The 20,891-nt window shown below is 59.6% G+C and carries 22 protein-coding genes; 11 read left to right on the top strand and 11 right to left on the bottom strand.

Features of this window, described 5'->3' with window-relative positions; genetic code table 11:
- Positions 1–449: 449 nt before the first annotated feature.
- The 9 genes from LOY36_RS11755 (at position 450) to LOY36_RS11795 (ending at position 10,075) form a co-directional block, all read left to right on the top strand.
- Entirely contained in the window at positions 450–1,469 is a 1,020-nt protein-coding gene (locus tag LOY36_RS11755) for a substrate-binding domain-containing protein (RefSeq protein WP_192351311.1), read from the top strand.
- Entirely contained in the window at positions 1,457–4,477 is a 3,021-nt protein-coding gene (locus LOY36_RS11760; protein WP_258673649.1) for an EAL domain-containing protein, read from the top strand. Before LOY36_RS11755 ends, LOY36_RS11760 begins: the two co-directional genes overlap by 13 nt.
- Before the next feature lie 273 nt (positions 4,478–4,750).
- Positions 4,751–5,224 (top strand): cyclic pyranopterin monophosphate synthase MoaC, encoded by a 474-nt coding sequence (gene moaC, locus LOY36_RS11765; RefSeq protein ID WP_258674170.1) that lies wholly within the window; start codon positions 4,751–4,753, stop codon positions 5,222–5,224.
- The gene (locus tag LOY36_RS11770; protein ID WP_258673653.1) at positions 5,221–5,466 is read left to right on the top strand and encodes a MoaD/ThiS family protein; all 246 of its coding nucleotides are present in this window, start codon (positions 5,221–5,223) and stop codon (positions 5,464–5,466) included. The genes moaC and LOY36_RS11770 overlap by 4 nt, the downstream gene beginning before the upstream one ends.
- 4 nt (positions 5,467–5,470) lie before the next feature.
- Positions 5,471–5,917, top strand: coding sequence for a molybdopterin synthase catalytic subunit MoaE (gene moaE, locus LOY36_RS11775; protein WP_019649099.1), 447 nt, complete (start codon positions 5,471–5,473; stop codon positions 5,915–5,917).
- Positions 5,918–5,971: 54 nt separating this feature from the next.
- Positions 5,972–6,415: a CopD family copper resistance protein gene (locus tag LOY36_RS11780; protein ID WP_258673656.1), complete on the top strand. Its 444-nt coding sequence runs from the start codon at positions 5,972–5,974 to the stop codon at positions 6,413–6,415.
- 119 nt (positions 6,416–6,534) lie between these two features.
- The gene (locus tag LOY36_RS11785) at positions 6,535–7,920 is read left to right on the top strand and encodes a coproporphyrinogen III oxidase (RefSeq protein WP_258673657.1); all 1,386 of its coding nucleotides are present in this window, start codon (positions 6,535–6,537) and stop codon (positions 7,918–7,920) included.
- Positions 7,904–9,292 carry an oxygen-independent coproporphyrinogen III oxidase gene (hemN, locus tag LOY36_RS11790; protein WP_258673658.1) on the top strand — a complete coding sequence of 463 codons (1,389 nt, stop codon included), beginning with the start codon at positions 7,904–7,906 and terminating at the stop codon, positions 9,290–9,292. Before LOY36_RS11785 ends, hemN begins: the two co-directional genes overlap by 17 nt.
- Positions 9,293–9,331: 39 nt before the next feature.
- A complete protein-coding gene (locus LOY36_RS11795) occupies positions 9,332–10,075 on the top strand; it encodes an SDR family NAD(P)-dependent oxidoreductase (RefSeq protein ID WP_258673660.1) in 744 nt (247 codons plus the stop codon).
- Between the two features lie 208 nt (positions 10,076–10,283).
- Here LOY36_RS11795 and LOY36_RS11800 read toward each other — a convergent pair whose 3' ends face one another.
- The 11 genes from LOY36_RS11800 to LOY36_RS11850 form a co-directional block, all read right to left on the bottom strand.
- Entirely contained in the window at positions 10,284–11,777 is a 1,494-nt protein-coding gene (locus LOY36_RS11800; RefSeq protein WP_258673662.1) for a nitrite reductase, read from the bottom strand.
- Positions 11,774–12,610 (bottom strand): uroporphyrinogen-III C-methyltransferase, encoded by an 837-nt coding sequence (gene cobA / locus LOY36_RS11805; RefSeq protein WP_258673665.1) that lies wholly within the window; start codon positions 12,608–12,610, stop codon positions 11,774–11,776. Before cobA ends, LOY36_RS11800 begins: the two co-directional genes overlap by 4 nt.
- 70 nt (positions 12,611–12,680) lie before the next feature.
- Positions 12,681–13,859, bottom strand: coding sequence for a heme d1 biosynthesis radical SAM protein NirJ (gene nirJ, locus LOY36_RS11810; protein WP_258673668.1), 1,179 nt, complete (start codon positions 13,857–13,859; stop codon positions 12,681–12,683).
- 26 nt (positions 13,860–13,885) lie between these two features.
- Positions 13,886–14,389 carry a nitrite reductase gene (locus LOY36_RS11815; protein ID WP_204125110.1) on the bottom strand — a complete coding sequence of 168 codons (504 nt, stop codon included), beginning with the start codon at positions 14,387–14,389 and terminating at the stop codon, positions 13,886–13,888.
- Positions 14,364–14,807: an Lrp/AsnC family transcriptional regulator gene (locus tag LOY36_RS11820; protein ID WP_258673670.1), complete on the bottom strand. Its 444-nt coding sequence runs from the start codon at positions 14,805–14,807 to the stop codon at positions 14,364–14,366. The genes LOY36_RS11815 and LOY36_RS11820 overlap by 26 nt, the downstream gene beginning before the upstream one ends.
- Positions 14,800–15,315: an AsnC family protein gene (locus LOY36_RS11825; protein WP_258673671.1), complete on the bottom strand. Its 516-nt coding sequence runs from the start codon at positions 15,313–15,315 to the stop codon at positions 14,800–14,802. The genes LOY36_RS11820 and LOY36_RS11825 overlap by 8 nt, the downstream gene beginning before the upstream one ends.
- Positions 15,312–15,770, bottom strand: a complete 459-nt coding sequence (locus LOY36_RS11830; protein ID WP_111454567.1) for an Lrp/AsnC family transcriptional regulator — start codon at positions 15,768–15,770, stop codon at positions 15,312–15,314. Before LOY36_RS11830 ends, LOY36_RS11825 begins: the two co-directional genes overlap by 4 nt.
- A 1-nt stretch (position 15,771) precedes the next feature.
- A complete protein-coding gene (locus LOY36_RS11835) occupies positions 15,772–16,950 on the bottom strand; it encodes a cytochrome D1 domain-containing protein (RefSeq protein ID WP_258673673.1) in 1,179 nt (392 codons plus the stop codon).
- Positions 16,947–17,273 (bottom strand): cytochrome c, encoded by a 327-nt coding sequence (locus LOY36_RS11840; RefSeq protein WP_258673675.1) that lies wholly within the window; start codon positions 17,271–17,273, stop codon positions 16,947–16,949. The genes LOY36_RS11835 and LOY36_RS11840 overlap by 4 nt, the downstream gene beginning before the upstream one ends.
- A 15-nt stretch (positions 17,274–17,288) precedes the next feature.
- Positions 17,289–17,603, bottom strand: a complete 315-nt coding sequence (locus LOY36_RS11845) for a c-type cytochrome (RefSeq protein WP_258673679.1) — start codon at positions 17,601–17,603, stop codon at positions 17,289–17,291.
- 24 nt (positions 17,604–17,627) lie between these two features.
- The gene (locus LOY36_RS11850; protein ID WP_408981110.1) at positions 17,628–19,319 is read right to left on the bottom strand and encodes a cytochrome D1 domain-containing protein; all 1,692 of its coding nucleotides are present in this window, start codon (positions 19,317–19,319) and stop codon (positions 17,628–17,630) included.
- A gap of 208 nt (positions 19,320–19,527) precedes the next feature.
- Here LOY36_RS11850 and LOY36_RS11855 point away from each other — a divergent pair, with 208 nt between their 5' ends.
- Both LOY36_RS11855 and LOY36_RS11860 read left to right on the top strand, forming a co-directional pair.
- On the top strand, positions 19,528–20,310 hold the full coding sequence (locus LOY36_RS11855; protein WP_408981121.1) for a CbbQ/NirQ/NorQ/GpvN family protein: 783 nt from the start codon (positions 19,528–19,530) through the stop codon (positions 20,308–20,310).
- Positions 20,294–20,881, top strand: a complete 588-nt coding sequence (locus tag LOY36_RS11860) for a cytochrome c oxidase subunit 3 (protein ID WP_258673683.1) — start codon at positions 20,294–20,296, stop codon at positions 20,879–20,881. The genes LOY36_RS11855 and LOY36_RS11860 overlap by 17 nt, the downstream gene beginning before the upstream one ends.
- Positions 20,882–20,891 lie beyond the last annotated feature (10 nt).

Below are 20,891 nucleotides of genomic sequence, written 5' to 3' on the forward strand. Positions count from 1 at the left end.
TCAAGATCGGTGATCGGAGGTCATTATTTAGTTTCTTTGGTTATAGGCTTTATTCTAAAAAGTGAGTACCCGCGCAATTTATTCAGGCGCGAATTCAGTCGTGCTTATGAAGAGCATCTTTCAAAGTTGCGTAAAGGATGAGTACTGTAAAACTAAAGTTCGCGCACTTTTAACCACCGAAGACCTGATGACAACAGAACCGACTATCCTTTCGGATAGTTAACGCTGCACTCTTGGCAAAAAGGGACGCCATGCCAGACTATGATCGCGCCATCGGCTCCACACCCGGCATTCCATGCGGTGATCGAACCTGTCTGATCGGGCCCTGGTTACTCAGGCCCTGGCTACTCCGGATGGCTTCAATTACGGTTTTCTGTCTTTTCACGGCAACGCCCGGATACGGCCAGAACCTGCCAACCGCGGCAGGTGTCGAAAACGCCACGGTAACGGTGATTCAAGCGCAGGAAATCGTTTCCAGGGCCACCCTTGAAGCCGTTCGCTGGAGCGGCCCTGAGTCCGGCCCGAAAGCCCAGCGGGGCAAGAGCATCGCCCTTGTCGCAGAGGATTTGCGTAACGGAGGCATCGTCGGTGTCGCGCAGGGCGCTCGCGAGGCAGCCAAGGCGATGGGCTGGACGCTGAAGATATTCGATGGCGCTGGATCATCGGCCGGGCGCGCAAAGGCCTTCTCCGATGCGCTGGCAGAGAAACCCGACGGCCTCATTCTGTGCGGTTCCGATGCCCTTGAGAACAATGCGGCGCTGATCCTCTTCGCCAACAGGGATGTGCCGGTGGTTGGCTGGCACGCCGGGGCACGCCCGGGGCCGATTGATGGCACACCGGTGGCCATGAACGTCACGACCGACCCGCTCGAAGTGGCTCGCCTCACGGCCATGGCGGCAGTGGCACAGTCAAACGGACACGCCGGCGTGGTCATCCTGACCGACTCCAAGTACAGCATCGCCATGGCGAAAGCCAAGGCCATGGAAAACGTCATTCGGGCCTGTCGGGAATGTACCTTGCTGGAAGTGCGCGATGTGGCGATCTCCGAAAGTGGTGAGAAGATGCCGGCGCTCACCAAGGAGCTGCTTCAGCGCTATGGCAAGCGCTGGACCCACACGCTGGCCATCAACGATATCTATTTCGACTACTCGATTGCCTCATTGACCAACGCCGCAATGCCCAGTGACGGCATCAGTCTGTTGTCTGCCGGTGATGGCAGCGCTTCGGCTTTCTTGCGCATACAGGCAAAAACCTACCAGACCGTTACCGTGGCCGAGCCGCTCAACCTGCATGGCTGGCAAGTGATGGACGAATTGAACCGGCTGTTTGCAGGTCAGCCGGTGAGCGGCTTCGTAGCGCCGATTCACCTGGTCAATGCCGACAATATCGCCTTCGACGGCGGGAAGAAATTCCAGTACGACCCTGACAATGGCTATCGAGACATCTATCGCCACCTATGGAATCCATGAAATTGGACGTTATTTCCCGGCTAGGACGCCGGCTATTGCCGCAGTCGTTGCGCGCACAGTTCACACTGGCGTTCCTGACGCTGGCGCTGCTGATCCTGGCGGGTGGTGCCACAGCGGTCTACGCGTTGCGCACGTCAAACAGCGCCACCCGCCAGCTGACGGATGAACGACTGGTGCGCATGCAAAATGGGCAAGACATGGTGCAGCGGACCTTGCTGATCGAACGCCAGACCGATCAGCTTCTGACAACCCGTTCCCCCGACGCCCTGCGTTCAAGCTATGCGGCAACCGTCGAACAGCTTGAAGCCCTTGATCAACTGGTGCAGGAGCTGACTGCCGCGAACAGTGGCGAGGCGATACTCGACATGCATCAGTCGAGTCAGATGTTCCGCAATACCGCCAACATCGTTGCGCAGCTGCGAGAAAGCCTGCTGCAAACCGAGGTCAGCTTCGAGCAAGCCCTGGAGGATCACGCTGCCCGGTTAACCGCGACCAAGACCCGGGCCAGCCTGGAACTGGCGGTGTTACTTTTCGGTCTGCCGCAGGCTAATGACAGCGATGCCGTGCAACGGCTGCGGATCCGATATGAGCGCCTGTCACGCGCCGCTGGCAAGTTACCCGACGCTGATGTGGAAACGCCCGATCTCTTCTCCCAGCGCCTGAGGCTCATCAATCAGCACAACGTCATCCAGCGCTTCAATGAGGAGTTGAAGAATGAGGCCGGGGTTCTGGTCGCGGTGGCCCGTGCGCAATCCAGTGCTTACACCGAAGACTATCGCGAAGCCGTGCAACGTCTGGTCGAGGCCTCAAATCGTAGCCAGCGATGGGTGCTGATCATGTTGGGCGCCAGCCTGATATTCGCCTGGTTCGTGACCCGGGTCTTCATGGGCCGTCATGTGCTCGTGCGCCTGAATGAAATAAGCCGGCAATTGCGTCAGGAACGCACTGACAAAACGCATTTGATGATGGTGGAACATGGGAAAGACGAGATCGGCAACATGGCTCGCGCGGTGAATCAATTCCTCAAAGACCGTCTTCAGCTTGAAAAAAAAACGGTCCAATTGAGTATCGCCACAGAGCGGCTCGCCCTGCAAAACAACCGATTGGAGCAAGAAGCCATCATCCGTGCCGGACAAGGTCATGTCCTGGAGCTGATCGCCAGGAGCACCGAGCTTGCAGAAGTCCTAGATAGTCTGGCTCACCTGGTCGAGTCCCAACTGGAGGGGATGATGGTGTCCATCCTGGTGCTGGATGAGGATGGCAAACACCTGCTGCACGGGGCTGCCCCCAGTTTGCCGAAAGCCTATAACCAGCTCATCGACGGGATTGCGATTGGTCCAAACGTCGGCTCTTGCGGCACCGCGGTGTATCGACGAGAACCGGTCATCGTCACGGATATCGAGCTGGACCCGCTGTGGGAGGAGTACCGATCATCCGCTGCGCCCTATGGATTTCGTGCCTGCTGGTCGACGCCGATTCTGTCCCATGAACGAAAGGTATTGGGTACGTTTGCCTTGTATTCCAACACCGTACGCAGCCCTAGCTCGACCGAGACGCGACTGATCGACATGGCGACACCTCTTGCCGGTATTGCGATAGAACGCCAACTGACCGAAAAGCGCATTCGCTATATGGGCGACCATGACGCACTGACCGGGCTGCCGAATCGCACCCTGCTCGAGGACCGTCTCAAGCAGGCAATACTTTATGCCCAGCGCTACAGCCGGCTGGTGACGGTGGTGTTTCTCGATCTGGACAAATTCAAACTGGTGAATGACAGCCTTGGGCACAGCGCTGGAGACGTACTGCTGAAAACCGTCGCCCAGCGCATGCAGGAGTGTGTGCGCCGCACCGACACCGTCGTGCGACTGGGTGGCGACGAGTTTGTGATCATCCTGTTCGACCAGCCCTCAGACCTCGACGGCGTTACTCCAGCCCTGCACAAGATCCAGGAAGCCATCCTGCGGCCGATTCAGCTCAGCGGGCATACACTCCACGTCACCTGCAGCATGGGGTTGGCCACCTACCCAGCTGACGGCAGCGATACCGACACGTTGCTCAGCAATGCGGACGCCGCCATGTACCGGGCCAAGGAACTGGGTCGCAACAGTTACCAGTTCTATACGAGCGAGATGAATAACAAGGATCAGGGCAAGCTCGCCATGCAAGACGGGCTACGAAACGCACTCAACCATGACGAGTTCCTGCTGCTGTACCAGCCACAGGTGGATTTGCAGTCAGGTCAGATTATCGGCGTAGAAGCACTGATCCGCTGGCAGCATCCCGAACTCGGCATGGTGTCTCCAATCAAATTCATTCCGCAGGCCGAAGAGACCGGGTTGATCGTGCCCATAGGCGATTGGGTGATTCATACCGCGTGCAGACAGAACAAGGACTGGCAGGATGCGGGTTGGCCGCCGATCACCATGTCGGTGAATATTTCAGCACGCCAGTTCATCGAAAGGGACCTGATCGACCGGGTGAGGCATGCCTTGCAAGAGACCGGACTGGACCCGATGTACCTTGAGCTGGAGCTGACCGAAAGTCTGATCATGCAAGACCTTCAGCAAGCCATCAGCAAAATGAAGGAACTGCAATCAATGGGGATCAGTCTGTCGATCGACGACTTCGGCACCGGCTACTCCAGCCTCGCGGCATTGAAAAGCTTCCCCATCGCAAGGCTCAAGATCGACCAGTCTTTCGTGCACGATCTGCCCGACAACGAGAACGACAAAGCCATCGCTACCGCAGTGATTTCGTTGGGGCACCAACTGAACCTCAAGGTCATAGCCGAAGGTGTCGAGACCGAAGAGCAGCAAACCTTCCTGCGTGAAAACGGCTGCGATGAAATTCAGGGCCACTTTTTCAGCAGAGCGGTCAGCGCAGAGGAAATCAGTCTGTTACTGCGTACGTCCCGATTGCCTCAACCTAGCCGCATTACCAGCCCTGACACGGTAAGGCGAAAACGCGATGTAAAACGTCCACGCAGTCCAATGTCCGGGCATTAATGACTTAGTGAAAACGCTGTTGTGTCAGAAGCCGATCGCCTGGGTACTTCGCAAACTGGCAGTGACGGGCGTCATTATCGGAGCTCGCCCTCCGGCACAAGTAGACGGGGTGATTGCAGCTTCGGAGTTGCGCTTTCGAACCATGGAAATCGGTTGAGCAATGGCCTTGTCTGCATTACTTGATTGACGTCAACCGCCTGTGTCGGCCTGCGCTGTATTCTGCGCTGAAACCGACTGTTGGTAGCGCAAGGCTTATTGCTCATGACTGAATTGATGCTGACTCACCTCGACTCGCTGGGACGCGTGCGAATGGTCGATGTTACGGATAAAAGCGTGACGTCCCGAGAAGCCGTGGCTGAGGCATGGGTTCATATGCTTGCCGAGACCCGACAACTGATTGCCAGTGGTGCTCACCCTAAAGGTGATGTATTTGCGGTAGCGCGGATCGCCGGCATTCAGGCGGCCAAACGCACGAGTGAGTTGATTCCGCTCTGTCATCCGCTGCTTCTGAGCAGTGTTAACGTTGAGTTGAGTTTTGAAGGTGACCAACGCGTACGCATTGTTTCTCGGTGCAAGTTGTCCGGACAGACCGGCGTCGAGATGGAGGCACTGACCGCCGCCAGTGTGGCGGCCTTGACCCTGTATGACATGTGCAAGGCCGTGGACCGGGGCATGAGCATCGAGTCGGTGCGGCTGTTGGAGAAGCAGGGTGGTAAAAGTGGTTGGTATCAGGCGCAGCAACAATGAAGCTGAATGTTTTGTATTTCTCGCGGTACCGCGAAACGCTTGGTCTCGACGATGAAACGATTGAAGGTGATTTCACTTCTGTCGATCAGTTGCGTCAGCACCTGATACGTCGTTCTGGCGTCTGGCAGATGCTGGCCGAACAGAACCTCATGTGTGCCCGCAATCAGGACATGTGCGGGCTCGATGAGCCGTTGATAGACGGTGATGAAGTGGGTTTTTTCCCCACCGTAACGGGAGGGTGATTCGATGATTCGAGTGCAGACAGAGCGCTTCGACCCCGGCACCGAAATCAATGCCCTGCAGGCTTTGAGCCTGAATGTCGGTGCCGTGGTGAGTTTTGTCGGGTATGTACGTGACACCAACGTCGGACAAGAAGTCGCCGGGATGTTTCTTGAGCATTACCCCGGTATGACCGAAAAGGTCCTGGGCAAGATCGCCGACGAAGCCCGACAGCGCTGGCCGTTGCTCGGACTGGTGCTGATCCATCGAATCGGCGCGCTGCAACCGGGAGACCCCATTGTCTTTGTCGGCATCAGCAGCAGTCATCGTCAAGCGGCTTTTGATGCCTGTGCGTTTGTAATGGATTACCTGAAAACCCGCGCGCCATTCTGGAAGAAAGAACAGGTGGCCGAGAGTTCCCATTGGGTCGAGGCTCGCAACAGTGATCGCGAGGCGGCGCAACGATGGGAGTGACGTTTCCCTCGCGGTGAGTGGAGCGTGTTCAGCTGTATTGAGAGCGAGAATCCCATGCTCTATCCGCTGTTTCTGACGTTGCATCTGTTCGCCGCGCTGATTTTTATCGGCACGGTGTTCTTCGAAGTCCTGTTCCTTGAAAGTATCCGCAAACAGCTGCCCGTCAAGGTCATGTTGCTGCTTGAGCAGGGTATCGGTCGACGTGCACGCACCTTGATTCCATGGGTCTTGCTGGTGTTGTTCGGTGCCGGGTTGGGGATGGTCTGGCTGCGCTATTTACCGGTCCTTGCCACACCAATGGCCTCATCGTTTGGCACGTTGCTGATGTTAAAAATCGTGGCGGCCGTCAGCGTACTGCTGCATTTCCTGGTCGCCATGTTTTTGTTCAAAAGTGGCCGGATGAGTGCTCGATACCTGCATTTCATCCATGGCAGCCTGTTCTGCCACATGGTTGTCATCGTGCTGTTGGCCAAGTGGATGTTTTACCTGACGTGGTGACTGGGCTTGCCTGGTGTCCGTTGCGCGACAAGCACTTTGCTCGCGCTTGATGCAAATCAAGGAGCATGGGTCGCCAGACTCCGACACTGGCGGTCCGCAGCCAGTCTCGGAGACCCGTTATGCTCAATTCATTTCACAGCCCCGGTGAGCTGAACGTCCGGCGCGATCAAGGCGTACTCGACCCCAACTGCCATGTCGACACAGAAAAATTTCATGGCGGCATTGGCTCACTGGATTTGCTTCGTGCATTGCGCGGCAGCCGTCAGAAGTGCCGTCCGCTGTCGCTGAACGTGCAACTGCCTTCTAACCTTAAGCCTGCCTTGTGCTCTCCTCGCGAAATTTCATGCGAGCACAGTGGTGTCGAACACTATCTTCAGCGTCTGCAACATGAGATCGACCTCGTCGGTTGTCATCTGGGAGCCGGGCAGAGGGTCGAGCAGTTCCATCTGGGGGGCGGAACACCCGCCATCGCCCACCTGAGACGGCTGATGAATCACCTGCGTGGCCGATTCAACTTTCTTGGACATGAGTGCGGTGACTACAGCATAGAAGTGGACCTTCACCATACGGATTGGTCGACCATGGGCATGCTGCGTGACCTGGGGTTCAACCATGTCAGCATCGGCGTTCCGGACATCGGTGCCGACCGTGCGATGTCGGTGGCCTGCTACCAGAATCCGGCACCGATCCATTCGCTTATCGATGCCGCTCGTACCTTCGGCTATCGATCCATCAATGTCGATCTGGGTTATGGCCATACCTGGCAGACGCCAGAAAGTTTTGCGCTGAAACTGACAACCATCATCGAACTGGAGCCGGACCGGCTGCTGGTGTTTGACTATGCCCGGCCACCCCAACGCTATCGGCCCAAGACTGCAGACACAGTCGGGGCGTTTTGCAGCGAGGAAGATAAAGGCGCCATGCGCCGGATCTGTTTTGAACAGTTGATCGGCGCCGGTTATCACTACATTGGCCTGGGGCAGTTTGTCCGGCCCGATGACGATTTGGCGATTGCTCAGGAGCGCGGTCGATTACGTCGCAATTGTGAGGGGTTTACCCGTCACGGGCATTGCGACCATATCGGGTTCGGTTTGGGCGCTATCAGTCAGATCGACGGTTTGTATGCGCAAAACACCGACGAACTCGAACGCTACCGGCAGCAACTGGACATGGACCAATTGCCGACGAGTCGTGGCTGGCGCTGTGAGGAAGGGAATCAGGTCAGGCACATGGTCATGGAGCGCCTGGCGTGTGATCTGGAGCTGGATATCCAGGCAATCGAGACGCGTCATGGAGTCATTTTTCGCCAGTACTTTTTCACCGCCTGGCCTTTGCTGGAGCAATTGAGCCGTGACGGGTTGATTGAGCTGTCTGACCGTTTCATTAGTATTTTTCCGGCCGGTCGGCCGCACGTGGATGCCATCTGCAACCTGTTTGAAAAGGATTCGGACGGTGCGGGGCATGAACCCCATTACGAATGGATTGATCATGACAACTTCATTTGATTTCAATCGCGCCCTGGTCGAAAAGTATGACCTCCCGGGGCCGCGCTATACCTCTTACCCGACCGCGCCGCAGTTTCATCAGGCGTTCGCCGTCGATGACTATCAGCGTGCGGCCTCGGACAGCAACCAGGCGACAACGCCAAAATCGCTGTCGGTGTACATCCACATCCCGTTCTGCAAGAGCCTTTGTTACTACTGCGCCTGCAACAAAATCATTACCCAGAAAACCCACCGCGCCGTCGAGTACCTGACGTACCTCAAGCGCGAGATCATGATGCAAGCTGCCTTGTTCGACCGCACCCGCAAACTCACGCAACTGCACCTGGGAGGTGGCACGCCGACCTATTTGACCGGCGAACAACTGGCTGACCTTATGGACTGCCTGCACCAGGCATTCGACATGGACGACAGCGATGACCATGAGTTTTCCATCGAGGTCGACCCTCGCACCATCAGTACGCAACAGATCCAGTTGTTGCGTCAGTTGGGGTTCAATCGTTTGAGCTTTGGCGTGCAGGACTTCGATCCCGATGTGCAGGCTGCGGTCAATCGGCAGCAAAGTGAAGAGCAAATTTATGCGCTGGTCGCTGCGGCACGCCAGGCGCGATTCAAATCGATCAGTGTCGATCTGATTTACGGCCTGCCATTGCAAACCGTGCAGAGCTTCGATGTCACTCTCGGCAAAATCATCGCGCTGCGTCCGGACCGGATTGCCGCCTACAGCTACGCCCATCTGCCGGAACTGGTGCGCGCACAACGGCTGATTCGTTTGGCTGACATGCCGCCACCGGAGCGCAAACTGGAATTGCTTGAACTGACTGTCCGTCGTCTGACTGAGGCCGGTTATATCTATATCGGCATGGACCATTTTGCCTTGCCGGACGATGAGTTGGCGCTGGCCCGGGCCAATGGCACGTTGCAACGCAATTTCCAGGGTTATTCCACCCATGCCGACTGCGATTTGATCGGCCTCGGGGTGTCTTCCATCGGCAAGGTCGGCGACAGCTACAGCCAGAGCGTCAAGGAGCTATCGCAGTACTACGCCCGCATTGATCAAGGCTTGTTGCCTGTGCATCGGGGTTACCGGTTGAGCGCCGATGATCGGCTGCGCCGTGAAGTGATCAGCGATCTGATGTGCCACGGCCGGATCGACTTCGGCAAGTTTGAAGCGCGTCATGACATCTGCTTTACCGATTACTTTGCCGATGCGCTGATGCAACTGGAGGAGCATGTTCGCGATGGCTTGCTGCAGATTCACAAAGACGCGTTGGTGTTGTTGCCCCACGGGCATTTGATGATGCGCAGCGCGGCGATGGCGTTTGATGCCTATTTGGGCACTGATCAAAAAGGCCGGTTTTCACGTACCGTTTGAAGTCCCCAGTGCTGGCGTCCGCGATGCCAGGAGGAAATGATGAGAACCGAGTTTCAGGATCGTTTGGCGGTGGTCACGGGCGCCAGTTCCGGGATAGGCCTGGCCCTGTGTGCGGCGCTGTTGCCGCGCGGGGTCAAGGTGCTGGCGATGTCACGGAAAATCGGTGAGTTGCCGGCCTTGCAGCAGATCTATGGCGAGCGCCTGCAGTGGTGTGCCGGTGACGTGACTTGTCAGGATGACCTGCAGGCGTTGGCCCAACGTGCGTCGGCACTGGGCCCGGTTGATTATCTGGTGCCCAACGCGGGTATCGCCGAAATGGCCGATAGCCTCGACATGCCGGCCTTCCAGCGTCAGTGGGCGGTCAACGGCGCCGGGGCGTTGAATACCCTGGCGGCGTTGCGCGGGGAACTGGCGAATCCTGCTTCGGTGGTGTTTGTCGGCAGCTTCCTGACCGGCTCGAGCTTTCCCGGTCTGGCCGCCTGCATTGCCAGCAAGGCCGCGCTGGCGGCGCAGGCGCGCACATTGGCGGTGGAATTCGCGCGTTATGACGTGCGCATCAATCTGGTCTCCCCGGGGCCGACCGCGACCTCGATGTGGGACAACCTGGGGTTGAGCGACGGGGAACTCGACGACGTTGCCGACACCCTCGGCAAACGTCTGCTGCCCGGTCATTTCCTCGATGCGTCAGCGGTGGCCAACGTGATTGTCTTTCAGCTGTCTCAAGGCGCGCGGGGTGTTTATGGTCAGGACTGGAAAGTCGATAACGGTTATACCCTGAGCTGAAGAGGTGAACACAAACCCTGTGGCGAGGGAGCTTACCTGCGGCGAGGGGGCTTGCCCCCGTTGGGCTGCGAAGCAGCCCCTCTTTTAACTCTCCACCACAATGTTTCAGTTACACCGCCGTCTGCTGTTTTGCGACTGCTTCGCAGTCGAACGGGGGCAAGCCCCCTCGCCACAGGGTTGAGTTGTCCCCGCATTAGGGGCACAAAGCCTAATGCGAAGTGCCCTCCACAAACTCGATCTTGTTGCCCACGTTGTACTTGCCCGACGGCTTGTTCATCGGCAGGCGCTTGATCTCTTTGAGGGTGTTGCTGTCGTAGACGATCAGCGCACCGTCGGTGGCCCAGATACTCAGCAGCAGGTAGCGACCGTCGCGGGTGAATTCGACGTGGGCGGCGGTCTTGCCGGGCATCGGGCGCAGGGTGTGGGCGATTTCCAGGGTCTGTTTGTCGATCAGGTGGATCGCATCGTTGTCGGGACCGAAGAACACGTCGGTCCAGGCATACCGCGAGTTGACGTGGCTGCGCATGAAGAAACCCGGCCCCAGGGTCGGTATCTCCTTGAGCAGTTTCCAGGTCTTGAAGTCGATGACCGAGATCAGACCCTTGCTGATGTTCGGCGTGGCAAACACCCACTCACCGTTGCGTTTCCAGTAGGTTCCGGATCCCAGGTGCGGCATGCCCGGCAGTGGAATGTCGGTGACCACCTTGCCACTGTCGAGGTCGATCACCTGACCGCCCTTGGCCTTGCGCGATGTGGCCAGCAGTTGCTTGTAGTCCGGTGAAAAGGAAAAGTCGTCCAGCACATCCTCGGCGTGGATCCGTCGCGGTTCGAAATCCGGTGTGCCGGCGCAGGGCAGCTCCCAGACTTCCTTCACGTCCTTGAGTGCCACGATGAAGCTGTCCCGTGGCGGCGCGGTGTAGACCGCGCTGACCCGTGACGCGGTGCCGTCCTGGCCGATCGCCGGAATGGTTTTGACCAATGACAGATCACGGGCATCGAGCACCACCAGGTTGCCAGGCAGGTAGTTGCCCACCAGCACCCATCGGCCGTCCTTGCTCACCGCGAGGTTGCGGGTGTTGAGCCCGGCGCGGACCTCGGCGATCAGTTTCAGGTTATGCAAGTCATACAGGCTGATCCAGCCATCGCGAGAGGCCACGTAGACGAAGCGTCCGTCCGGCGAAAACTTCGGCCCGCCATGCACTGCAAAGTGCGAAGAGAACCGAGCCAGCACTTCAAAGCGGTCGCCGTCGAGGATGTCGATGTGATGATCACCGGCTTCCACCACCACAAACAGGTTCAGTGGATCGGCGCGATGCTGGGGCGTGTCGGGCAGTTTGTTGATATCGGCGAGAATCGAATGACTGCCGCGAATGTCATCGTTACTCCAGGTGGGTGGGGTGGCGGGCGGTTGCTGGAGGTAGTCCACCAGCGCGTCGATCTGCGTGGCGTTGAACACGTTGGCATACCCGCTCATCTGACTCGCGGGGCGACCGTCCTGGATCACGCTGCGGATTTCGTCGGGTTTGATCCGGCTCAGGCTTTCCGGCAGCAAGGCCGGCCCCGCACCGCCGAAGCGGTTGGCGCCATGGCATATCTGGCAATGCTGTTGGTAGAGGTTGGCGGCCGCGTCGGAGGGCGGAATCGCTGCACCTGCGTGAGCCGCACCGATCCATAACAATGGGCCAAGCTCCATGCGCCTCATATCGCCACCTTGCGCTGGCGTTGCAGCGCTGCGGGGTAAAAGCGCGCCGGGAATTCCTGTTGTTGGGCAGCGAACAGATCGACCACTTTGCCGATCACCGCAAGCGTCGGAATGCCAGGTGGGCATTCCCGCGCCAGGGTCGGCAATTGATGCAGCCTGCCTCGTGCGACATGCTGGTCGGGACGCGTGCCATTACTGATCAACGCCGCCGGTGTCTCGGCGGGCATTCCGGCTTCGATCAAGCGCTGGGCGATAATCCCGAGATTTGATAACCCCATGTAAAACACCAGGGTCTGGCTGCTGTCGACGAGGCTGCTCCAGGGTAATTGCAACTCACCATCGTGTTGCAGGTGCCCGGTGATGAATCGACAAGAGTTGACCAGATCCCGATGGGTCAGCGGAATGCCTGCGTAAGCGCTACACCCGGAGGCGGCAGTAATACCGGGGACGACCTGGCAGTCAATATTGCGTTGCAGCAGATACTCCAGCTCCTCGGCGCCACGGCCGAAAATGAACGGGTCGCCACCCTTGAGCCGGACCACGCGCTGCCCCTGATCGGCGAGGTCGGCGAGTAGTTCGTTGATCTGATCCTGCGGCAGGCTGTGGCAGCCGCTGGCCTTGCCGACGTAATGCCGGGCGCAGGTGAGGGGGATCAATGCCAGCAGCTCGGGGCTGATCAGGCGGTCGTAAACCACGGCGTCGGCTTGCATCAACAGGCTCCAGGCGCGCAGGGTCAGCAAGCGTGGATCGCCGGGGCCAGCGCCGACCAGGGCGACTTCGCCCGGTCTGAACGGGGACTCAAGTGCAGCCGGTAAAATAATCGATGGATGCATGGGACGTCCTTGGTACTTCATCAGGTGGGCCGGCCCCATCCTTTGTCAGATGGCTCGCCAGGCGGGTGCTTCAGTGCATGACGCAAGGGATGGTCGTTAATGGCGGTATGCCGATTTCTTCATCGCTGAGGTGGCAACCGGGGTCCTGGCCCCAGAGATCACCTTCGGCCCAGGCGCGGGTGCGGGTATTGCCGTTGCAGATGCTTAGCCAGCGGCATTGAGCACAGCGGCCACCGACGGCCCGAGGATGCTCGCGCAGCTGCTGCAACAAGGCGTCCGGGCGGTCCAGCCACAGCGTGCGAAACGGCGTGCGCCGGACATTGCCCACCGAGTGCTGCCACCAATAGGTGTCGGGGTGCACTTCGCCAGTGTTGTCGATGTTGGCGATGCCGCTGCCCGAGGCGTTGCCGCCCCAGGCGCGGAGCATATGTTCCAGGCGCCGGTAATGTTCGGGTAGATGCAGGCCCACCCATTGCAGCAAGAGAACCGCGTCGGCATCGTTGTTGCCGCTGACAAAATCGCTGTCGCGACCGTGCTGGATGTCTTCCCAGGCCCGTTCGAAGATCAGCGTCATCGCCTCGCGGCTCATCTGCTGCCGGGCGTCGAGCTGGCGGCTGCGTTTGCCGCGGCCGCTGTAGTTGAGGTGCGACAGATAAAATTTCTGCACGTCGTATTCGCGCATCAGCGCCAGTAATTGCGGCAGCTGCGCATGATTTTCCTGGGTCAGGGTGGTGCGCAGGCCGACCCGAATGCCCTGTTCGCGACAGAGCCGGATCGCCCGCATGGAACTGGCGAAGCTGCCCTTCAATTGGCGGAAGGCGTCATGGGTGGCTTCCAGGCCATCGATGCTGATCCCTACATAGTCGAAATTCGCTGCGCCGATCTGCGCGATGTTCTGCTCATCGATCAACGTGCCGTTGGTGGACAACGCCACAAAGAAACCCTTTGTGCGGGCATAGGCGCTGAGCACAAACAGATCGTCACGCAGCAGGGGTTCACCGCCGGAAAGAATCAATACCTTCACGCCGGCATCGTGCAGATCGTCGATCACCGTCAGCGCGGCGGGCGTATCCAGTTCGTCGCGAAAGACGCTGTCGGCGGACGTGGCGTAGCAGTGTTTGCAGGTCAGGTTGCAGCGCCTGAGCAGGTTCCAGATCACCACCGGCGGCCGGTTGCTGCCCGGTGGGCTGGTTCTGGGGGCGGGCACCTGGCCGGTCAGGGCACGCAGGTATTGGCTGATCCTCAACATGCAACTCTCCTTGAACCAGCGCGTGTTCAGCGTGGCACTGGCGGTAGCCGTAATCCGGTTTTTTTCAGGATGCGACTGCTCACCAGCATCTCGTCGGCGACACAGGCGTCGCCCAGCAAGTAGCGCAGGTGTTCGCGGTAGCTGTCGATTTCCTCGCGGCTGCGACCGTGCACCATGGCGAACAGGTTGTAGCGCCACGCGGTTCGTCGCGGGCGTCGATAACAGTGGCTGACAAAAGGCTGTGCGCCGATCAGCGCGCCGAGGCGCGGCATGTCGGTGTCGCGCACATCCCAAACGGTCATGCCGTTGTAGCGATAGCCCAGGCGATAGTGGTTGGGGACGGCGGCGATGCGCCGGATCGCGCCCTCGGCCTGCAAGCGCTTGAGCAGATCCAGGGTGGATTCGATGCTCAGGTCCAGCTGTTCGGCGAGCCAGGCCCACGGGTCATCCAGCAGCGGCAGGCCGGCCTGGGTCAGTTCAATCAGGCGGTGTGCCAGGGTGTCTTCAGACCGGGAAGTACAGACCGACATGGTAAGTCTCCTCTTTAGGCACGTTGAGCAGCGGCAAACCGGTCAGGGTTTCGATGTATTGCAAGGTTTCGGTGACGTCTTGTTCGGTCGCGCAGGCGAGCACGAACCACATGTTCCAGGCGTGTTCGCGTCGATAGTTGTGCGCCACTTCAGGCAGGGCGTGCAGTTGCTCGGCGACCTCTTCGAACCGTTCTTCCGGCACTGCCAGCGCCGCGAGGGTGAAGGCGCCACCGAGGCGTTCGATGTCGAACATCGGACCGAAGCGCGTGAGTATTCCTTCACAGAGCAGTTCGTGGAGGCGGTGGAGCAATTCAGGGCTGCTGCTGTCCAGTTCGCTGGCCAGCGCCTGCCAGGGGTTACGCACCAGTGGCAGGCCCAATTGCAAGCGGTTGATCAACCGACGGTCAAGATCATCCATGGGGCTTGGTTCCCGTTGAGGAGGCGGCAAAGCGTCCGCCGCATTGTTTGAAGGCATGGGTGCTGAACAGCAGTTGATGGGGCAGGTCACTCAGCAAGTGTTCTTCCAGCAACGCCTGGATCTGCGCCTCGACCTGCGCGCGTTGGCGTCCGTGAACCATGCAGAACAGGTTGTAGCGCCACTGCGGCAGGCGCCGTGGCCGTTGATAGCAGAGGGTGATACCGGACGCTCGCCCCAGGCGCTGGCCGACTTCGTCGATCAGCGCGTCTGGAACATCCAGCACCAGCATGGCGTTGGCGGTAAAACCCAGCGCGCGATGGTTGAGCACCAGGCCGACCCGCCGAAACAGCCCTTGTTCGTGCCACTGGTGCATCTGCGCGAGCACCTGGTTTTCGTCGGCGTCTATCCGTTCCGCGAGGGCCTGATAAGGGCGTGATACCCGCGGCAGTCCGCCTTCCAGATGCTGACGCAGCGCCAGTGCCTGTTTGGGGCTCAATCCCGGCTTCATGGGCCTTCTCCCAGGGCAAAACCGAGGTCGATGCGGTAAGCGGTCAACATCGGCAGATCCAGCGGAACGAGGCCGGTTTCGTTCTCAAGTTGTTCGAGAACACGTTCGATGTGTGGGCGATCAGGCCCGGTCAGCACAAACCACAGGTTGTAGAAATGCTCCCGTGCGTAGTTGTGATTGACCTCGGGATACTGGCTGACGCGCTCGGCGACCTGTTGCAGACGTTCGGCGGGCACGGCGAAGGCGGCGAGGGTGCTGGCCCCGGCGCGGCTGTGTTCGAACACCGGGCCGATCCGTGAGAGGGGGCCGGCCTGAGCCATTTTTTCCAGACAATCCATCACCTGGGCCTCGCGGCAACCGAGAATCCGGGCCATCTCCTTGTAAGGTTCCGGGCACAACGGCATGCCGTGCTGGAAGCGGTCGATCAGTTGGCGGCTGAGCAGGTCGAGGTTCATTTCAATAGCCCATTTTCTGCGCGCGACTGCTGAAGAAGATGCCGCTCGGCGCGGTGGCGGGAAGGGTGCTCAGCTGCTTCAGGCTGTACGGATCCCAGACCTGAACCTGATCGCCATCGCGTAATGACAGCCACAACTGGTCGCCGCGCGCGGTGAATTCCATGTGCAGCACCGCCGGCCCCGGCCGTAGATCGGCGACCACGGCGTGGGTCTCGGTGTCGATGACCTGGACCCGATCGTTGTCCGGGTAGGCGAAATTGACCCACAGTTGCCGACCGTCCGGCCGTGAGGTGACGAACACCGGTTGGCCGGCCACCGGGATGGCAGCGGTCTGTTGCCACGAGCGCGAATCCATCACCAGCACCTGATGACGGCCGACGGCGGGCACGAAGGCCTGGTTGTCGGCAACGGCCCAACCCTCCAGGTGCGGCATCTTGTAGACGGGCAATTTCGCCTGGCCGCGTCCGTAATCACCGAGCACTCGCTGCACCCCGCGCTCGGGGTGCCAGAGGTCGAGTTGCGCCATGCCGTCTTCGCCGAACAGCCCAGCCATGTAATAGCGACCATCGGGGGTAATCAGCGCGTCGTAAGGTTGCTGGCCGATGCCGGTGAAGCGGCTGATCTGCGGCGTGTTGCCCTGACTGAAATCGGCGGTCCAGATCTCGCCGGTATCGAACAGGCTGAACACAAAGCGCTGACCGGGCGCGTCGACCAGGCCGACCACCCGCGAACGTTTGCTGCCATCGGCGAGCGGTGTCGCGGGAATATCGGCCACCTGTTGCAGAGTGATGGCATCGAACACCTTCACGCCGCCAGGCACGTAGTTGGAGACCGCGATCAACTTGCCGTCCTGACTGATGGCGCCGCCGATGCTGTTGCCGCCCTGGATGACGCGATGGTCGATGCGTTGGGTCAGCAGGTCGATTTTGCTCAACCCGCCGTCGCGGCCGAACACATAGGCATAACGCTGGTCGCGGGAAAACACTACCGAGGCATGGGACAGATCGCCGAAGCCTTCGAGTCGGGCCAGTGCCGTGCGGGTGTCGCTTTCGATGATTTGCACGCTGCCGGTGGCGCGCTCCACCACCACGCCCAGATCGCCGGTACCACGCAAGGGTGACTGAGCGCAGGCGGATAACAACAGTCCGGTCGCCACTGACAGCAGGATTGAACGGATCATGGTGCGGGATATCCCTGGAGAAGAAGATCGACCAGCCAACGGATGTCGTCCGGGCTGAGCAACGGGGCCCAACCGGGCATCGCGGTGCCGGGGCGACCTTGGGTGACGGTGGCAATCAGGCTGTCGCGGGACTTGCCTGCCAGCGTTGCGCGCGTCAGGTCCGGACCCAGCCCGCCGGTCATGTGCAGTCCATGGCAGGCGCCGCAATCCTGGGCCAGCAGGTGCTCGAGTTGGGCCTGACGCTTGGCGTCCGGCGCCGCAACCGAGGTCGCGCAAAAAAGGAGGAGGGCCGCCAGAACCACTGTGTGTCGATGAACCATCATGGCGCCCTCCGTTGGCTATTTGAGACTCAGAACCCAAGTTGCAAGTGTCTTCGCTTCATCATCCGTCACCGGGTTGGCCGGCATTGGTATCGGGCCCCAGTTGCCTTGCGTACCGTTCTTGATGTGGTTGGCCAGAGTGTCGACGGCCTCGGGTACGCCAGCGTTCTTGGCCGCGACATCCTTGAGCGCCGGGCCAACAAGCTTGGTGTCGATGGAATGGCAGGCGGCGCAGGGTTTGCTCTTGAACAGTTCCTGCGCATCTTGGGCCATAACCGGCTGCACGCTCAGCGCAGCGGTCAGGGCGAACAGTGAAAGCAGAGTATTTTTCATGGTCGTTCCTTGCATTGATGGAGCTCAATAAATGTCATGTTGGGTGTTGTAGACATTGAATTTCCCGGTGGGGGTGATCAGTCGCTTGTCCTTGATCACCGATTTGAGCTTCAGCGTTTTGTCGTCGATCACCACCAGTGCCGACTCCTCTGATTGACCGCTCCACACGGAGAACCAGACCTCATCGCCGGCCTTGTTGTATTCCGGCTGCACGACCCGCATGGCGCCTTGCTTGATGCCGGCGTACTCGGCGATGGGCAGCACGGTGTAGCCGGCGTCGAGTTTGTCGAGGTTGAACACCGCCACTGACTGGCTCAACTTGGCGTCCGGGTTGAGGGTGGTGTCGACATACAGGTGGCGCGAGTTGGGGTGGGTTTTGATGAACAGCGATCCACCGCCCTGACCCTTGAGCGAGGCGACCTGTTTCCAGGCGTATTGCGGGTGTTTGACCGGGTCGGTACCGATCAGCGAGATACCGTCGTCTCCCAGGTGGCTGGTGGCCCAGACCGGCCCGTAGACAGGATGATCAAAGTTGGCGCCACGACCCGGGTGAGGGGTTTTGCCGACGTCCACCAGGGCCGCCAACTTGCGATCCTTGGAGTCGATCACTGCGACTTTGTTGGAGTTGTTGGCGGCGGTCATGAAGTAGCGGTGCGTGCTGTCCCAACCGCCGTCATGCAGGAACGGCGCGGCATCGATGTAGGTGATGGTGAGGTTTTTGATGTCCTGGTAATTGACCAGCATGACCTTGCCGGTTTCCTTGACGTTGACGATGAACTCCGGCCATTCGTGGGAGGCGATGATCGCCGCGACCCGGGGTTCCGGGTGATATTCCTGCTTATCGACAGTCATGCCGCGGGTCGAGACGATCTGTTTGGGCTCCAGGGTTTCGCCATCCATGATGGTGAATTGCGGTGGCCAATAGGAGCCGGCGACGGTGTATTTGTCCTCGTAGCCCTTGAACTTGGAGGTCTCCACCGAGCGCGCCTCGATGCCCACTTTGACTTCGGCGACCTTGGTCGGCTCCACCGGCCACAGGTCGATCATGTCGATCCGGGCGTCTCGACCAATCACCAGCAGGTAGCGACCGGAGGCAGAAATGCGCGAGATGTGCACCGCGTAACCGGTCTCGATCAGCTTGACGATTTTCTTGCTGTCACCGTCGATCAGGGCAATCTTGCCGTCATCGCGCAACGTAACCGAAAACAGGTTCGGCAGATTGAGTTTGCTCAGTTGCTTCTTCGGACGGTCCTCGGGCTTGACCAGCACTTTCCAGGTTTTCAGCGTCTCGGCCATGCCCCATTCCGGTGGCGTGGGCGGAGTGTGCTGAATGAACTTGGCCATGGCCGTGATCTGATCCTTGGTCAGCGCATTTGATGTTCCCCAGTTCGGCATGCCCGCCGGTGAACCGAAGGTAATCAACGCCTCCAGATACGGTTGGCCGCGAGACTGGGTGATGTCCGGCGTCAGTGGTTTACCCGTTGCGCCTTTGCGCAGCACGCCGTGGCAACCGGCGCAGCGCTGGAAGTAGATTTCCTTGGACGCGTCGAACTCGGCCTGACTCATGTCGGGCGCTCCGGCGGTTTTGACCATCAGCGGGCTGGCCGCAGCAGTGGCGGGTTCCTCGGCTCTGGCTGCGTGAGTCACCGCGAGGGCCAGCGTCGAACACAGGGTGGCGACAGTCAGAGCAAACGTTTTTCTATTGCTGATCAGCATTCCATTTCTCCTCAGGCAAGACCTTTGCGATGTGCTGAAACGGCAGCGCAGAACGCAGGTTCTTAGTGCCGTGCAAGGCTATGCCCGAGCAGGCCAATGCTCGCTTGACCGCGATCAAGTTTGCCGGCCATGCCGCTTGCCAGGTTGTCGCAGGGGTCCGTAGCGTGTTGCTTGAATCCGCTTTTGGAACAGACAGCCCATGGACCGAATCCAGTCTTGCGAACCCTTCTATCAACCGCTCAATAATGAGGAGGCGCTGTTCGAGCAAGCCTGGCGACACGGCATGCCCGTACTGATCAAAGGCCCGACGGGGTGCGGCAAGACTCGTTTCGTCCAGCACATGGCCCATCGGCTGAAGCTGCCGCTGTACACCGTGGCTTGCCATGACGACCTGAGTGCCGCCGACCTGATCGGTCGTCATTTGATCGGTGCCCAAGGCACCTGGTGGCAGGACGGGCCACTGACTCGCGCGGTGCGTGAAGGCGGCATTTGTTATCTGGACGAAGTGGTCGAGGCGCGGCAGGACACTGTGGTCGTACTGCACCCACTGGCCGATGATCGTCGCGAGTTGTTCCTGGAACGCACCGGTGAAGTGCTGCAGGCGCCGTCCTCATTCATGCTGGTCGTGTCGTACAACCCCGGCTACCAGAACCTGCTCAAAGGCATGAAGCCCAGCACCCGACAACGTTTCGTGGCGATGCGTTTCGGCTATCCACCGGTGGCCGATGAAGAGCGTATTGTCAGCCGGGAAGCGCAGGTAGACACCGCGCTGGCGGCGCAAGTGGTCAGGCTGGGGCAGGCCCTGCGAAGGCTGGATCAACATGATCTTGAGGAAGTCGCCTCGACGCGGCTGCTGATTTTTACGGCGCGAATGATCCGCTCCGGCATGAGCCCGCGTGAAGCGTGCATGGCCTGCCTGGCCGAGCCGCTGAGCGATGATCCGCTGACGGTTGCGGCGCTGATGGGCGTGGTTGATGTCCACTTCGGCTGAGTCCAGGGGCGTTGCGCGTGGCCACCTGCCGGGCGATCTGGCGATGTGGTTTTTCATTTTGGCCGAGTTGTCGGTGTTCGCCATCCTGATTCTGGCGTTCGCCGTGACCCAGGCACTCAAGCCGCAGTTGTTCGGTGAAAACCGTCAATTGCTCAACACCTCTACCGGCCTGGCGATGACCCTGAGCCTGCTCACCGCTGGGCTGTTCGCCGCGCTGGCTCAGGAGCAAGTCAGGCGTTCCCGGTCCCGCCACGGCGCCGTGCTTCTGCTGGCCGCGTTGCTTGCCGGCAGCGTCTACGTGGTGTTGAAACTTACCGAATACCGGCACTTGCTGGCCTCGGGGCTGGGCATGGAGCACAACACGTTTTTCACCCTCTACTGGATCCTCACCGGTTTTCATTTTCTCCATGTATTGCTCGGCATGGTCATTCTCGGCTGGCTGGCCGAGCGCTGCCGTCGAGGCCTGTACAACGCGGCCAACCGTAGCGGGCTTGAATCGGGCGTGCTGTATTGGCACATGGTCGATCTGATCTGGGTCGTGCTGTTTCCGCTGGTGTACGTGCTGAATTGACGGAGGTTCT

It is taken from the genome of Pseudomonas sp. B21-019 (assembly GCF_024749225.1).
GTDB lineage: Bacteria > Pseudomonadota > Gammaproteobacteria > Pseudomonadales > Pseudomonadaceae > Aquipseudomonas.